Consider the following 14,703-nt stretch of genomic DNA (forward strand, 5'->3'; position numbering starts at 1 on the left):
GTCCGTAGTATGTGACGCTTCGTAAAATTTATGCAGGCTAGCGGCTCGCCAGGTTCAATTCCACAAAAAAAGCCTCTCCCCTCGATTACAGAGGGAAAAGGCTTGTTCTTCAAGCTAGACGGCTTCTTCAAGTAAAGATGCAGGAAGTGATTTGTATGTCTGGATGGCTTTGCCCAAAGCGTTCAGCATCTTCTCGCTGCATTTTCCGTTGCCGCGTTTAATGACCTGAACCTCCACTTCCTTCTTGCCCCACTCTTTGTAAACCTGCTTGGTCGTAGCGAAATACAGGTCTATTTTCCGTCCTTTGATCGCTGACCCCACATCCGCAACAATGGCATAACCATACTCAGGAATGTACAGGATGGTCCCGAGTGGAAATACGCGCGGATCGGCCGCGATGGTCGAGATGGTGTTTTTGTCCCGGCGAACCTTGACGCCTGAATACGTAATTCCGTACTGCGGATGCGTCGGATTCTTCCCTGTCGACTCATACCCGGCGGTATAGCCGGTAGCCATGACTTTCATTGTGTGGATAATCTGCTCCTGCTTTGGAGCGGTTACGGCGACCGCACCCCGTTTCGGAGCGGCCGGAGCGACCTTCGTTTCCGGTTTGACCAGCGCCGGCAATGCCTTCGAAGTGAATTTAGGCATGAACTCATTTTGAGTGACCGCGGCAAACTGCTCGGTTTTCTTCTTGTTTATGTCCACGATTTTGAACATTTCCGGCTGGGCTGCATATTTGAATGGTTTAAGATAGTAGTCGTTGGTCGAGATCATCGAGTTGGTGCCGGTGCTGTCCACCGTATAGCCGGGCGTCATTGAGAACGAACCCGCATACAGGTTTGGCATGTCCGCGAGCAGCCCAAACAAAAGCATGCATAACAAAATCCTCTGCCATGTTGTACCTTTAATCATTTGAAATCCTCCCCCTTACTAGCGAGGATGTCCAGATGATTCGGCAATTATACATGTTTTGTGAACATGAGTTCACGGCAGAGGATGGATTCCTTCAAAGACAGCTGCGGTTACGGATCGTCTTCCGATCGCTTCTTCAGAACGATTCCGTCCCCTCCGCTACTTCGCTTTTTTTGTTAATCAAATCATGTTTCTGAATCTTATTGAGACATATGCTTTAGAAAATCACGCGGTTCACGATCTGCTCCTTCAGCATGGATACCGCCTCGGACAGAGGCATTGCACCCAGGTCTCCTTCTCCGCGCTTGCGGATGGAAACGGAATTCGCGTTCATTTCGTTCTCGCCGACGATGAACATATAAGGGATTTTCTCCAGCTGTCCTTCGCGGATTTTGTATCCCAGCTTCTCGTTGCGCAGATCGGCATCCACGGCTACACCGCTAAGCTGCAACTGTTCGGACACCTGCTTCGCATAGCTTTCGAATGCAGTCGATACCGGAATGACTTTGACTTGTACCGGAGACAGCCACAGCGGCAGTGCTCCCGCAAAGTTCTCAAGCAGGAAGGCCGTAAAGCGTTCCATCGTGCCCAAGATACCGCGGTGAATGACCACCGGACGGTGTTTTTGGCCGTCGTCGCCCACATATTCAAGCTCGAAGCGTTCAGGCAGCAGGAAGTCGAGCTGAACGGTCGAGAGCGTTTCTTCCTTGCCAAGCGCCGTGCGAATCTGCACGTCCAGCTTAGGACCGTAGAACGCGGCTTCGCCTTCCGCTTCGAAGAATGGAATGCCCGTTTCTTCGACAACCTCGCGCAGCATGCGCTGGGACATTTCCCACATCTCGTCGTTCGGGAAATATTTCTCGGTATCCTCCGGATCGCGGTAAGACAGACGGAAACGGAAATCGTGGATGCCGAAGTCTTCATACACCTTCGTGATCAACTGAATGACGCGCAGGAACTCTTCCTTGATCTGATCCGGACGGCAGAAAATATGGGAATCATTCAGCGTCATCGCACGTACGCGATGCAGGCCGGTCAATGCGCCGGACATCTCGTAACGATGCTGCATGCCAAGCTCGGCAATACGGATCGGCAGATCGCGGTAGCTGTGCATGGAGCTCTTGTACACCATCATATGATGCGGACAGTTCATCGGACGAAGCACGAGTTCTTCGTTATCAAGCTCCATTTTCGGGAACATATCCTCTTGGTAGTGCTCCCAGTGACCGGACGTTTTGTACAGCTCTACGTTGCCAAGCACCGGTGTGTATACATGCTGGTAGCCGAGGCTCTCTTCCAGGTCCACAATATAGCGTTCCAGCGTGCGGCGCAGCTTCGCGCCTTTTGGCAGCCACATCGGCAGGCCTTGTCCCACAAGCTGGGAGAAAGTGAAAATTTCGAGCTCTTTGCCAAGCTTGCGGTGATCGCGTTTCTTGGCTTCTTCGAGCATGTGCAAATGCTCGTCCAGCTGCGCCTTTTTGGCAAAAGCGGTTCCGTAGATACGCTGCAGCATTTTGTTCTTGCTGTCCCCGCGCCAGTATGCGCCGGCCACGTTCATCAGCTTGAACACTTTGATTTTGCCTGTGGAAGGCAGATGCGGTCCGCGGCAGAGGTCGAAGAATTCGCCCTGCTCGTAAATCGTAATAATGCTGTCTTCCGGAAGCGCATTGATCAATTCCAGCTTATAAGGATCGCCCAGCTCGCCGAATACGTTCAAAGCCTCCTGGCGGCTGACTTCCTTGCGTACGATCGGCAGGTTCTCGCCAACGATGCGTTCCATTTCCTTTTCGATCTTTTGCAGATCTTCCGGGTTCAGCGGATGCTCAAGATCCATATCATAGTAGAATCCGCCTTCAATGACCGGACCTACACCAAGCTTCACCTCTTTGGCACCGAACAGGCGTTTAACCGCTTGCGCCATCAAGTGAGCCGTGCTGTGACGCATCACTTCCAGGCCATCCGGCGAATCCAGCGTTACGATTTCAATCAGGGAGCCGTCCTTCAATGGCGTGGACAAGTCCACGACAATCCCGTCCATTTTGCCGGCTGCGGCATTTTTTTTCAAACCGCTGCTGATCGAAGCGGCGACATCCTCAATGGTACTTCCTTCTGCATATTCCCGAACGGAGCCGTCCGGAAGCTTGATACTTACTGACACAAAAATTCCTCCTTCAAATGATCAAACCTTTAGCGGCATTTTCCAAAAAAGAAAACAAAAAAACACTCATCCCTCCTGCAAGGGACGAGTGTTTGCACCCGTGGTTCCACCCAAATTTGATAATGATCCATTTCCGAAAAATGGCATTATCCTTCATCAGCATCTGATAACGGAATGACCCGGCGGTCCTTACTGGCTTCCTCCTTATCAGGGAAAACGTTCATCACCGCAGCTACAAAGGGGTAGACCAAAGCCGGAATCACGGAAGGAAATTTCAGCCGCCGTTTCCTCTCTCTGCACCGTCCATCTCTTGGGCCCATGTCTTTGTCGAAGCTTTTATCGAATTATGAGTAATTATAAGTCCCTGCCCATCCGCAGTCAAGTCATAACTTCCCCGTTTCCCGGAAATAGGCGTGACAATCGGGGCAATATCTGCATATCTCGACCCGGTCCTCAAAAATTTGCGTTAACGTGCGGATGACGGCCATCTGGGGCTCACGCGTATGGATGACGATTTTGGCGGGAGAAACGGAAATCAGCGTGGTGACCACGGCATCCTCCATCTGCAAATCCTGCTGGTCCAGGCGCTCGACCACGACGCCTTCGTCCACACGGTAATCCAGGGGATTCAAGTCCTCATCGAGCAGCAGCAGATCCTGGCCCCCCTTATGAATGACATGCACGAGCGGGACCTGCGGCTGCTGAAAATATACGAAATACTTCAGCATGCCAACAAACTCCTCATACTGCCGGTCCATTAAAAATTCATCCACTGCATATTCCACGATTTCCTTTAACTCTTTGATGTACGCCCGGGACCGAAAGGTCAGAAATCCATCCACATGAAGCAGCGGCCTCTCGGTCAAGCACTGCTTGATGCCCTGTACCAGCATATCCGAGCGCCGGCTCCATGAATCATTCAGCTCCTGGCTTTTTTCCAGAGTCATGCTGCAGTGCTTCAGAATTTGGCTTCGCTCCTCCGGATCCGGAAAATCGAACTCCTCCTCCAATATATGCTCAACCAGGCGCTGCTCCTTATCCTGCAAAATGTATTCCGCCACCGCCCGGGCCGCGGTTTCATATACCTGCTGCAGCTGATTCCCCTTGAAAAAGCGCGGGTCGTCTTCACGACAGCTCCAAATGATCATGTCCTCATGGACCGTACAGCTGATGGCTAAAGATTTGTACTTTTTATGTAAAACCTGATTCGCTTCCGCAACCGTGCTTCTATATCGCTCCGCTTCCTGCGGAGTAGGCATTTGGGCTGCAATGCTGAACAGTTCCATGGAGTTCACTCCTTTCAATAATCCTTCTTACAAAGTATATGTGTATGCAGGGGGGATATACGGGAGTGATCAATGGAAAACAGGCTAACATTTCTCAGGTTGTACCGGGCATGTAATTGTTGGCATTCGGGTTTGTAGTATACGTATAAAATGCCAAAAAAACTCCTTCCTCGCCATGAACGGCAAAGGAAGGAGCTGTGTGATGAAATGCAGCCTATAACCGTCCTGCTGCTTTGACCTTGACCAGGAGCGCATTTCCCGGCAAATAAGCAATCGGAATGTCTTCAGTCAGCACGATTTGAACAGTGTCACGGCTGGCTCCGGCGGAAACCGCCTGCTCCATGGCATGGCTTTTTGCATCCGACATGGCCTCATCATAAGTCATATCGTCCAGGGAATAGATCCGCTCCGTCTCTCCGCTCACTTCGCCCAGAGCAGCGCCGATCGCATTAGCCGCATCATAGTGATCCGGTTTCACGATCCGTGCGACGCCTTCGAGCTTATCGGCGACAAGGATACTTCCGCCTCCGACGAGTACGACATCCACGGCCTCGGCGCTCGTCTTCATCCGGTCGATGGCATCCTCGATGTCCCGCGTGATCATCTCGTCCGCTTGGCGGCACACGTCTTCGTCGAGCGCATCCGTCAGCGCGCCCTCCCATGTGTGGCGTCCCAGCTTTACGGCGACATCCGTCGCCGTGAGCGTATCGCCGCCGAAAATGCGGCCGCGCCGCAGCAGCTCATACCCGACGCTGTCCGGTCCGACGGTTACGGCCTCGCGTGCGGCATCTTGGCGAACGATCGTCCCGCCGCCAATGCCGATGGAAAGAATATCCGGCATGCGGAAGTTGGTGCGCACGCCACCGATTTCTACCGCGGCCGAAGACTGGCGCGGGAAGCCCTGGACCAGCACGCCGATATCCGTCGTCGTCCCGCCGATATCGACAACCAAGGCATCATTCAAACCTGACAGATGCGCCGCGCCCCGAATGGAGTTCGTCGGTCCGCAGGCAATCGTCAGAATAGGGTATCGAAGCGCATATTCGCTGCGCATCAACGTTCCGTCGTTCTGGCAGATGTAGACGCCTGCGTCAATGCCGAAGCTGCGTAGCGCCTGCTCGAAGCCTTGAACGACCCCCGCAATGACGCGAAGCAGCGCGCCGTTCAGCAGCGAGGCGTTCTCGCGTTCGAGAAGCCCGATGCTTCCGATTTGATGGGACAGCGTAACCGGCATATCCTCTCCCAGCACCTGCTTGGCAAGCTGTTCGATGCGCTTCTCCTGCGCCGCGTTCACCGGCGAGAATACACCGCAGATCGCCACGGCGTCGACCTCCCCTTTCATCCGGAGGAAGCAGTCCGCAATTTCCGTTTCATCGAGAGCAACGATCTCGCGTCCATCGTATTCATACCCGCCGCGGATGACGTAGGCATGGTTACCGACTGCGGATTTAAGCGCATCATCCCAGTCCGCCAGCGGCGGGATCGAGGTCGTTGCTGGCGCACCGATCCGGATCAGGCCTACTCTGCCCAGATGCTTGCGTTCGACGATGGCATTGGTGCAGTGTGTCGTGCCGAGCATGGCGTAACGGACCTGCGCAGGATTCACGCCGCTTTCCGTAAGCAACCGGCGGATCGATTCGACAATGCCCTCGTTCACGTCGCGCGTCGTGTGCACTTTCACCGTATGAACCGTATTCAGCTTGGAATCGAGCAAAGCGGAGTCCGTATTGGTCCCGCCGACGTCGACTCCTATACGGTATACTTCCTCCTGCTCTGTGATCGTCAGAATCATGGACGTTCTCCTCCTTTCGCTGCGGCGATTTCTTCGATTGGAACATAGGGCGTATCATAGCCAAAATATTGCGGTCCTACCGTTTCAAGGCCTTTGGCCGTCCGCCATTTCGGATCGCAAGGGAAACCGACTGCCGTGACTCTGGCTCCGTATTTCAAATTCTCCGTCGTTATCGGCATACCCGTATCCTGATCCAGAAGCGAGATCAAGTCGGGGGTAACGGCAAGCGGCTCCCCATCTTCGGTCGCCAGCAGAAACTCATTCTGAAAAAACAGCCGCATGGTGCGTCCCTTCTGGGCATCGGTTCCTTCGAATATAGCCTCACCCCGCGTAAATCCGCCCTCGGTCCGGCGCCGGATGTCCACGGCTTTGCCATGAAACAAGGCGTATCCGTGAAGCTGACTCAGCAATGCCTCGATCGGATTTTGCTTCAGCTCCTTGGATTCGTACAAGGTTTTGCCGATTTCGTAGGCAAGCGTCAAGGTATGATGAATCGCGCTTTGCTTCACCTGCGCGCCCGTCACCGGATAGTCGCAGATGGAGGCCGACCCTCCCATTTGGATCGTAACCGCACGGGCCATCCGCTCTTCCCAGATGCCATCGATGGCATGCATGAGAACGGCGTTGCCGCGTTCATCCGCCATCGTGATCGGGCTGCAGTCGATGCCGTCGAGATGGAAGGTTACCATCTGGGATTCGGGGAAAGCCCTCCCCATCGCATCAGCGTCCAGCAGCGGAATTCCCCGCTCCGCCGCGGCGATGACGGGCACGAGTGAATTGCCCCCGCCGACTTCGATCGGCATGACCGCGCTCACCTTGCACCCGAGCTCCTTCTCGATCAACTCCAGCGGCTTCGTCATTTGCTCCGTTGAGGGAATTTTCTCATTCATGACGGTTGGCGCACCGATCATCGACAGAGGCACGACCAATGCGTCGTCCTCCAGATCTTCCGGTCTTAGGACCCGAACCGGTCCATATTTGCGGATGGCTTCCATCGCCATTAATTTGCCGATGTGAGGGTCCCCGCCTCCGCCGGTTCCGAGCACCGCTGCACCGACGGCGATATACTGGACCGCTTGTTCGTTCAATTCCGTTAACTTGTAGTTATTCATGATGTCATCCTTTCTTGCTCGTGATTTTCCCGATTATCCACTGCACGATGAAGGCGAATATAAATGCGTCGAGGGCTGGCACGTGCGTCAGCTGGAACAAGCCGAAGCCATCCGGAGCCGCCGTTGTCATATAGGCGAACAGCGTTGCCGCCACCCACACGGCCAAAGAACGAATCACCCAGTTTTTGTTCCGGTCAATCCCTGCAAAAGTGAATTTTTTGCGATCCACAAGCAGATATTCCGAAGTATATATCCCCCCGATCGGAGACACGAACATCGTGATCACGTTCAGGAAAGACAGGAACTTGTCATAGATACCAAATACAGCTAAAGATGTAGCGATGAGTCCGGCAATAATCGTAATGAGCTTTTTGGGCACGCGCTGGAACACTACGGAAAACCCGAGCGAAGCCGAATACAGGTTATTCGTGTTTGTCGTCCATTGGGCAAGCGTCAGCACAATGATCGCAGGCAGACCAAGTCCAAGTGTAATGAAAATATTCGTCAAGTCATCGGTATCCATCAGACGGGATAAGAAGATCGCGATTACCGTCATAAAGCTGTTCCCTACAAAAAATCCGATAAATGCCGCAGTTACCGCATGCTTCGGCGTGCGGGCCCAGCGCGCGATGTCCGGCGACAGCACGGTCCCGACGATAAAGATGCCGATCACCAGCGAAATCGCAGTTCCCATCGGGATAGGAGTGCCATTGATCGGTTCCCAGATGGCCGATGTACCTTGGCTGTGAAAAGCCATAAAAATAGCGATTGCAATGAGCAGTACCAGCAGCGGAACCGACCACACGCTTAGGCGCTCGATCGAGCGGTATCCCCAAATCGCCGTCGACATCATCAGCATGCCGCCGATGAACGACAGCAGCCCCAGAGATAGATCAATTCCCCATAATTTATGGAATGCCGTCTGCATGTTCGAGGCGAAGAATCCCGCCTGCACGCCGAACCACCCCAGGGAGAAAATCCCGAGGACGATCGATACGACGCGCGCCCCCACATTTCCGAACAAAAACCGGCTGATCATGGCCGTTGACAACCCCGTTTTTGCGCCTACATAGGCGCAAAGCGCGCCGATAAGTCCCAGAATGACGGAGCCGATCATCGTCGCTGTTAAGGAGTTGGCCAAATTCATGCCATTTCCAAGCTCTGCCCCAAGGAACATCGCCGATAAGTCGATACCGATCGCGATCCAGACAAGCGACATGGACAACCATTTTTTGCGCATATGCGCGGGAACGGGCTCCCTTTCAAAATCCTGTGCATTCGAATCTCTGCTGCTGACTTGGCTAACTTCACTCATGATACCCATCCCCTTGTAGTGAGCTTTTCTTGTTGATGCTTGCCCATTTTTCTTAGGAGCGTACGCCGTTCCAATACGTCTCAAACACATTGTTCAGCTTGCGCTCATAAATCTCCCTGGAGCTGTAATAGAAATATTGCATACTAAGTCCATCCATGACGTTCAGAAAAGAATCCACGAGCGGCTGCACGGGCTGATCACGGATGGATCCCTCCTCCATCCCCTGTACGATCAGGCTTTCGATGATCTTGGTGAGCATTTCATCGGAGAGAAGAAACGCCTTCTCGATCGTCTCTTTGAGAAAGGCTGGCGGAAATACGACGTATCGAAGCACAAATACGCTCTCTTCCGGACGCTTCTGATAGAACTCATATTGTCTTGCCAGCACTCTATACAGACTGTCGCGCGCGCTCTTGGCCTCCTGCTCCTCTGAAAGCTCCTCGATGTGCGTGTTGTAGGAATGCATCGCATCACGAAATACGGTCATGAACAAATCCTCTTTATTCTCGTAAAAGGCATAGATCGCCGGGGTTTTCACCCCAACCTCCTTCGCGATTTCAGAAAGCGCCGTACCATCGTACCCTTTCTCTCCAAACAGCCGCAGCGCTGCTTCTTTCAGCTTGTTCCTGGTCATGAATAGGTTCACGCTCCATTTTTAATTAACGTTAATTAAGTAAACTATACAAATTTACGCATAAAAATACAATACTTAATTTAAAAAAGAATCTTAGGTTTACTTTTATCCATACAAAAATCCCGCTTCGAACGAAGCGGGATCGTAAAATGTATGTTCGTTTAAAACGTATATTAGTTCTGCATAACGAAATCTCTTTCGATTTCCGTTCCCTCGTTGAACACCTTCAAGATGTCGTAGCGGGTATTGCGCTGTGCCGGAATTTTGCCGGCCTCACGGATCAGCTGGAGGATCGAAGCGATGTTGACTTTATGCACTGCACCGGCTGACGAAACCACGTTCTCTTCCATCATTGTGCTGCCAAAGTCGTTGCAGCCGTAGCTGAGCGACAATTTGCCGACCTCTGGGCCCATGGTTACCCAGGAGGATTGGAGATTCGGAACATTATCGAGCACCAGACGGCCGATGGCAACCGTTTTGAGGTAGGCTTCCGGCGTCTCGCGTTCGCGCTTCAGACTCGTGTTATCCGGCTGGAACGTAAACGGTATAAAGGCAAGGAAGCCCTTTGAATCATAGCCGTTCGCTACACATTCATCCTGCGCATCACGGACGCGCAGCATATGAAGCGCACGCTCTTCCATCGTTTCTCCAAAGCCGATAACCATCGTCGCGGTCGTGTTCATGCCGACTTTATGGGCCATTTGCATGACATCCATCCAATCGCGCCAGGTGCCCTTGTGGCGGCTGATTTTTTTGCGGATGCGGTCATCCAGGATTTCGGCTCCGCCGCCAGGCAGTGAATCCAGGCCGGCTGCTTTGAGCTCTCTCATGACCTCTTCGAGCGAAAGGCCGGATACTTCCTGCATTTTGCGAATCTCAGCCGGGGAGAAAGAGTGCATCGTAATATTCGGGAACCGCTGCTTGATGCCGCGGAGCAAATCGGTATAATAGCTGAAAGGCAGATCCGGATTCGTGCCGCCCTGCATGAGAATTTCGGTGCCTTCCACGTCCTCGGTTTCCTTGATTTTCTGGAAAATCACTTCATCGGGAAGCAAATAGCCTTCATTATGTCCCGGTCTGCGGTAAAATGCGCAGAACGTGCAAAAAGTATCGCATACGTTCGTATAGTTGACATTCCGTCCAATGACAAAGGTTGTGATCGGGTCCGGATGTTTTCTTTTCATCATGATATCGGCGGCGTGGCCTATTTTTTCAATTTCTTCACTTTCAAACAGGGTCACGCTGTCTTCCAAGTTCAGACGTTCACCCCGCAGCGCTTTGTCCAAGATCTGGTTCACTGTGCTCATCTTCGGCAGCCTCCTTATCATATGGCGAATGATAGACTTAATTAGAACTTATTTCCTTAAACCATCTTCACCATCTTATCACAATTTCACCTTGAGAAAAACTTCACTTTCTTTCTTGCCTTACTCCATTTTTTTGTAAATGCCGCTGTCCCAGGCATTTAGCGTCTTTTTTTCACAAAATAGACACAAAAGAAGCGCCGCGATGAGCGGCGCTCTTCCTGATTTATCCCTGCAGGGCCTGATCCAGGTCCGCGATCAAGTCGTCAATGTCTTCCAGTCCGACCGAGAAGCGGAGCAGTCCATCCGTAATGCCCCGTTCAAGGCGGACTTCAGCCGGCATGGCGGCATGGGACATCATGGCCGGATAGGAAAGGATGCTTTCCACCGCTCCAAGGCTGACGGCCACAAGCGGAATGCTGACCTTGTTCAGAACCTGCTTGGCGCGTTCGCCAGAGCCGACATCGAATGAGACGACAGCCCCGTATCCCGTGGATTGTTTCTCATGAATTTCCCTGCCCGGATGATCCAGCAAGCCAGGGTAATACACGCCGGCGATGTCCGGACGTCCTTTCAGCCAAGCCGCTAGCACGGCCGCGCTTTGCTCGCTGTGGTTCATTCGTGCCTGTAGGGTTTTCATCCCCCGCATCAGCAGCCAGGAATCCTGCACGCCGAGCACCGTTCCCAGCCCGTTCTGCAGCTGCTTCAGCTGCCTTCCGATGGACGCCGTGCGCGCTACGGCAAGACCTGCAAGCACATCGCTGTGCCCTCCCAAAAATTTGGTTGCGCTGTGCAGCACGATATCGACGCCCAGCTCTATCGGACGCTGGTAATACGGCGTCATGAATGTGTTATCCAGCATCGTCAGAAGCTCATGCTCCTTCGCCCACGAGGTTACCGCAGCGATATCGGTAATTTTGAGCGTGGGATTAGATGGCGTCTCCATGTATACTGCTTTCGTATTCGGTTTCAGCGCCGCCTTGACCTGCTCCAGATCCGTCATGTCCACGAACGTGCTCTCGATGCCCAGACGACTGAGGATACTGGTGAGCAGTCGATATGTACCACCGTATACATCCTCTGTCACGATCATGTGGTCTCCCGCGGACAGCATCATGAACGTGCTTGAGATGGCCGCCATGCCGGAAGAATAGGCAAACCCGCGCTCGCCGCCTTCCAGCAGGGCGATATAATCTTCCAGCGCCTGACGGGTCGGGTTGCCGGAACGGCTGTAATCATGTACCGGAGGATGGAATACATCCTCATGATGAAACGTGGATGCCTGATAAATCGGGACGCTGGATGCTCCCGTCGTGCTGTCGATTTCAGAGCCGAAATGCAGAAGCTTGGTTGCGAACTTCCGCTTGTTCCCGGAGCCTTGGTGTTCACTTCCCTGGTTACTCATGTTGTTGTCCCCCTTCAATTTCCTCCACGGCTAAGTTCAATGCTCCACCGAGGTCCGCAATCAGATCATCGATATGCTCAATGCCTACCGAGAAGCGCAGCAGCCTGTCGTCCACGCCCACGGCTTTGCGGATTTCCTCTGGTATATCCGCGTGCGTCTGTACCGCCGGATACGTCATCAGTGATTCCACACCGCCCAGGCTCTCGGCGAAAGCGATCAGCCGGATATGCCGGAGGATCGGCTCCACGTAACGGGCATCCTTGACTTTAAAGGAGAAGATCCCCGTGTTGCCGCTGGACTGCTTCTTCTGGACATCATGTCCGGGATGCTCCGGAAATGCCGGATGAAAAACATCCGTAACGGCGGGATGCGACTTCAGGAACTCCGCGATTGCAACCGCATTACTTTCATGGCGCTCCATCCGCAGGGCGAGGGTCTTCATCCCTCTCATCAGCTGATATGAATCGCTCGCGCCGAGCACAGCTCCAATGGAGTTATGGAGGAAGGACATTTCTTCCGACAGCTCTTTGCCCTTCGTAACGATCAATCCTGCAAGAACGTCATTATGGCCGCCCAGGTACTTGGTCGCGCTGTGGATGACGATATCGGCTCCAAGCTCGATCGGACGCTGGAAGAACGGCGTCAGCAGCGTATTGTCGACGATCGTCAGCAGCTGGTGGCGCTTCGCCCACTGCGCTACCTTCTCGATATCCGTGATCATCATGAGCGGATTGGTCGGCGTCTCGATAAAGACCGCCTTCGTTTCAGGGCGGCGCGCGCTTTCGAGCGCATCCAGATCGTTCGTATCCAGGTAGGAAGCACTCACGCCGAATTTAGCGAAAATCCGCTCGAGCATGCGGTACGTTCCCCCGTACAAATCCAGGGATACAATCAGGTGATCCCCCTGGCCGAACAGCGAAAAGATCGTCTGCAGCGCGGCCATGCCGGAACTGCAGGCAAATCCGGCGTCTCCTGATTCGAGTTCTGCCGCTGCTTCCTCGAGTACCTTGCGGGTCGGACTTTTGGTACGCGCATAGTCAAATCCTGTGCTTTGCCCGAGCCTCGGATGACGGAATGCCGTCGCCTGGTATATCGGGAAATTCACCGCTCCCGTAGCCGGGTCCTCCAACGATCCGATCTGTGCCAGCCTGCTTTCAATGTTCAGTGGTTTCTTCTCCATGTTCTCTCCCCCATATTCTGCTGTGATGGACACGCTCTTGTTAAATTTGCGGCCAGATTTCGACGGTATCTTCAATGTCATAAGGCGTTTCCTGATATACATAGTAATTCAGCCAATTAGAGAATAATAAGTTTGCGTGGGCACGCCATACGGCCGGAGGAACCCGGCTGGGATCGTCGTTCGGGTAATAATGCTTCGGAATCTCCATCTCCATGCCCTTCGCAATATCCCGTTCATACTCCCATTTCAGGGAGTACGGATCGTATTCGGAGTGGCCTGTAACGAAGATCTGCCTGCCGTCTTTGGTGGCGACCAGGTATATGCCGGATTCTTCCGATTCGGACAAAATTTCGAGCTCGTCGATCGTCTCGATGTCTTCGCGCCGGACTTCAGTATGACGGGATTGGGGTACATAGAACACCTCGTCAAAACCGCGAAGCAGCTTGACATTCTGCTGATTCAGCGTGTGCGGGAACACGCCGAAGCATTTTTTCGCCAGATCCCATTTCGGTACTCCGAAGTGATGGTACAGTCCTGCCTGCGAGGCCCAACAGATATGCAGCGTCGAGGTGACGTTCGTCTTGGACCAGTTCATGATTTCCTGCAGCTCATCCCAGTAGTTCACGTCTTCAAAATCCATCTGCTCCACGGGTGCCCCCGTGATAATCATGCCGTCAAAACGGCGGTGCCTTACCTCGTCAAAGGTTTTGTAGAACGCCTCCAAATGCTCTTGGGACGTATTCTTGGACGTATGCGAACGCGGATGCAGCAGCGTGATTTCGACCTGCAGCGGCGAATTGCCGAGGAGCCGCAGCAGCTGCGTTTCCGTCGTTTCCTTGGTCGGCATAATGTTGAGGATGGCGATTCGCAGCGGGCGGATGTCCTGGTGATAGGCCTTGCTGTCATCCATTACGAAAATGTTCTCTCCGCCCAAAATCTCTTTTGCCGGAAGGGCGTCCGGAATTTTAATCGGCATGATTCAACACTCCTTTGTTTGAGGTGCGATAATCATTCGGGGAGCAAGGTGTATATAACAAAAAATGACCTTCTCCAGCATAGAGAAAGGTCATCACGTGTATTCATACGCCTCTCTCATCTGTCAGGATACAGCTGCATTGTGCCACAGCATGTTCCTGCAAGAATTAGCACCGTGCGTGTATACGCCGGTTGCCGGGTTTCATCGGGCTAGTCCCTCCACCTGCTCTTGATAAGATTTCGCAATATTTAGTTTTGTTGATCTTGTTCATTACTTTAAAGCATAATCCCATCCCTCGTCAAGAAGTACCGGGGCGATCCTTAACATATTTTTTCTCACGCATTTCCAGCCTTTGTCATACGCTGTAAGCGAGTAGATCCAGGCGCCATTTTCTTCTTGAAAGGTCCATGGCCCGGCGTTATACTAGACAAGTGTTTAAACCCGATATGACAGAGGTGACATGAAAGATGGAAGGCGACCCGAGCCCGAAGCTGAGTGCAAATGAACACAACTGCATAGCAACGAAATCAGCTTGCCGGCACAGGGAAGTTTTCATTGCGATTGTCTCCGAGGCCACCCGCTAATCCCCGCATTTACGACCGGTGAAGCTGATTTCTTTCCTATGC

General features: G+C 53.0%; 11 protein-coding genes and 1 riboswitch. All 11 genes read right to left on the reverse strand.

From position 1 onward, the window contains the following. Positions 1-114: 114 nt before the first annotated feature. The gene (locus ACTHPM_RS12935) at positions 115-915 is read right to left on the reverse strand and encodes a 3D domain-containing protein (RefSeq protein WP_440395956.1); all 801 of its coding nucleotides are present in this window, start codon (positions 913-915) and stop codon (positions 115-117) included. A gap of 217 nt (positions 916-1,132) precedes the next feature. After that, positions 1,133-3,073, reverse strand: a complete 1,941-nt coding sequence (gene thrS, locus ACTHPM_RS12940) for a threonine--tRNA ligase (RefSeq protein ID WP_440395955.1) — start codon at positions 3,071-3,073, stop codon at positions 1,133-1,135. Positions 3,074-3,456: 383 nt separating this feature from the next. Next, complete coding sequence (gene ytxC, locus ACTHPM_RS12945) at positions 3,457-4,359, reverse strand: sporulation protein YtxC (RefSeq protein WP_440395954.1); 903 nt, start codon at positions 4,357-4,359, stop codon at positions 3,457-3,459. Between the two features lie 214 nt (positions 4,360-4,573). After that, positions 4,574-6,151 carry a hydantoinase/oxoprolinase N-terminal domain-containing protein gene (locus ACTHPM_RS12950; protein ID WP_440395953.1) on the reverse strand — a complete coding sequence of 526 codons (1,578 nt, stop codon included), beginning with the start codon at positions 6,149-6,151 and terminating at the stop codon, positions 4,574-4,576. Continuing rightward, complete coding sequence (locus tag ACTHPM_RS12955) at positions 6,148-7,263, reverse strand: DUF917 domain-containing protein (RefSeq protein ID WP_440395952.1); 1,116 nt, start codon at positions 7,261-7,263, stop codon at positions 6,148-6,150. Before ACTHPM_RS12955 ends, ACTHPM_RS12950 begins: the two co-directional genes overlap by 4 nt. Before the next feature lie 4 nt (positions 7,264-7,267). After that, entirely contained in the window at positions 7,268-8,578 is a 1,311-nt protein-coding gene (locus ACTHPM_RS12960) for a cytosine permease (protein ID WP_440395951.1), read from the reverse strand. Between the two features lie 52 nt (positions 8,579-8,630). After that, positions 8,631-9,212 carry a TetR/AcrR family transcriptional regulator gene (locus tag ACTHPM_RS12965; RefSeq protein WP_440395950.1) on the reverse strand — a complete coding sequence of 194 codons (582 nt, stop codon included), beginning with the start codon at positions 9,210-9,212 and terminating at the stop codon, positions 8,631-8,633. Between the two features lie 173 nt (positions 9,213-9,385). Next, positions 9,386-10,519, reverse strand: a complete 1,134-nt coding sequence (mqnC, locus tag ACTHPM_RS12970) for a cyclic dehypoxanthinyl futalosine synthase (RefSeq protein WP_440395949.1) — start codon at positions 10,517-10,519, stop codon at positions 9,386-9,388. 223 nt (positions 10,520-10,742) lie between these two features. Beyond that, positions 10,743-11,921, reverse strand: a complete 1,179-nt coding sequence (locus ACTHPM_RS12975; RefSeq protein WP_440395948.1) for an aminotransferase class I/II-fold pyridoxal phosphate-dependent enzyme — start codon at positions 11,919-11,921, stop codon at positions 10,743-10,745. Next, positions 11,914-13,101, reverse strand: coding sequence for an aminotransferase class I/II-fold pyridoxal phosphate-dependent enzyme (locus ACTHPM_RS12980; RefSeq protein ID WP_440395947.1), 1,188 nt, complete (start codon positions 13,099-13,101; stop codon positions 11,914-11,916). Before ACTHPM_RS12980 ends, ACTHPM_RS12975 begins: the two co-directional genes overlap by 8 nt. A 40-nt stretch (positions 13,102-13,141) precedes the next feature. Continuing rightward, on the reverse strand, positions 13,142-14,077 hold the full coding sequence (gene metA, locus ACTHPM_RS12985) for a homoserine O-acetyltransferase MetA (protein ID WP_440395946.1): 936 nt from the start codon (positions 14,075-14,077) through the stop codon (positions 13,142-13,144). A 113-nt stretch (positions 14,078-14,190) separates the two neighbouring features. Further along, positions 14,191-14,315, reverse strand: a riboswitch (SAM riboswitch). Positions 14,316-14,703: the final 388 nt, after the last annotated feature.

This window comes from Paenibacillus sp. SAFN-054 (genome assembly GCF_051966755.1).
Classification (GTDB): Bacteria; Bacillota; Bacilli; order Paenibacillales; family Paenibacillaceae; genus Paenibacillus_AQ.

Coding starts and splice junctions, on each gene's coding strand:
- ACTHPM_RS12935 (WP_440395956.1), bottom strand. CDS start 915: ATGATTAAAGGTACAACATGGCAGAGGATTTTGTTATGCATGCTTTTG.
- ytxC (WP_440395954.1), bottom strand. CDS start 4,359: ATGGAACTGTTCAGCATTGCAGCCCAAATGCCTACTCCGCAGGAAGCG.
- ACTHPM_RS12950 (WP_440395953.1), bottom strand. CDS start 6,151: ATGATTCTGACGATCACAGAGCAGGAGGAAGTATACCGTATAGGAGTC.
- ACTHPM_RS12955 (WP_440395952.1), bottom strand. CDS start 7,263: ATGAATAACTACAAGTTAACGGAATTGAACGAACAAGCGGTCCAGTAT.
- ACTHPM_RS12960 (WP_440395951.1), bottom strand. CDS start 8,578: ATGAGTGAAGTTAGCCAAGTCAGCAGCAGAGATTCGAATGCACAGGAT.
- ACTHPM_RS12965 (WP_440395950.1), bottom strand. CDS start 9,212: ATGACCAGGAACAAGCTGAAAGAAGCAGCGCTGCGGCTGTTTGGAGAG.
- mqnC (WP_440395949.1), bottom strand. CDS start 10,519: ATGAGCACAGTGAACCAGATCTTGGACAAAGCGCTGCGGGGTGAACGT.
- ACTHPM_RS12975 (WP_440395948.1), bottom strand. CDS start 11,921: ATGAGTAACCAGGGAAGTGAACACCAAGGCTCCGGGAACAAGCGGAAG.
- ACTHPM_RS12980 (WP_440395947.1), bottom strand. CDS start 13,101: ATGGAGAAGAAACCACTGAACATTGAAAGCAGGCTGGCACAGATCGGA.
- metA (WP_440395946.1), bottom strand. CDS start 14,077: ATGCCGATTAAAATTCCGGACGCCCTTCCGGCAAAAGAGATTTTGGGC.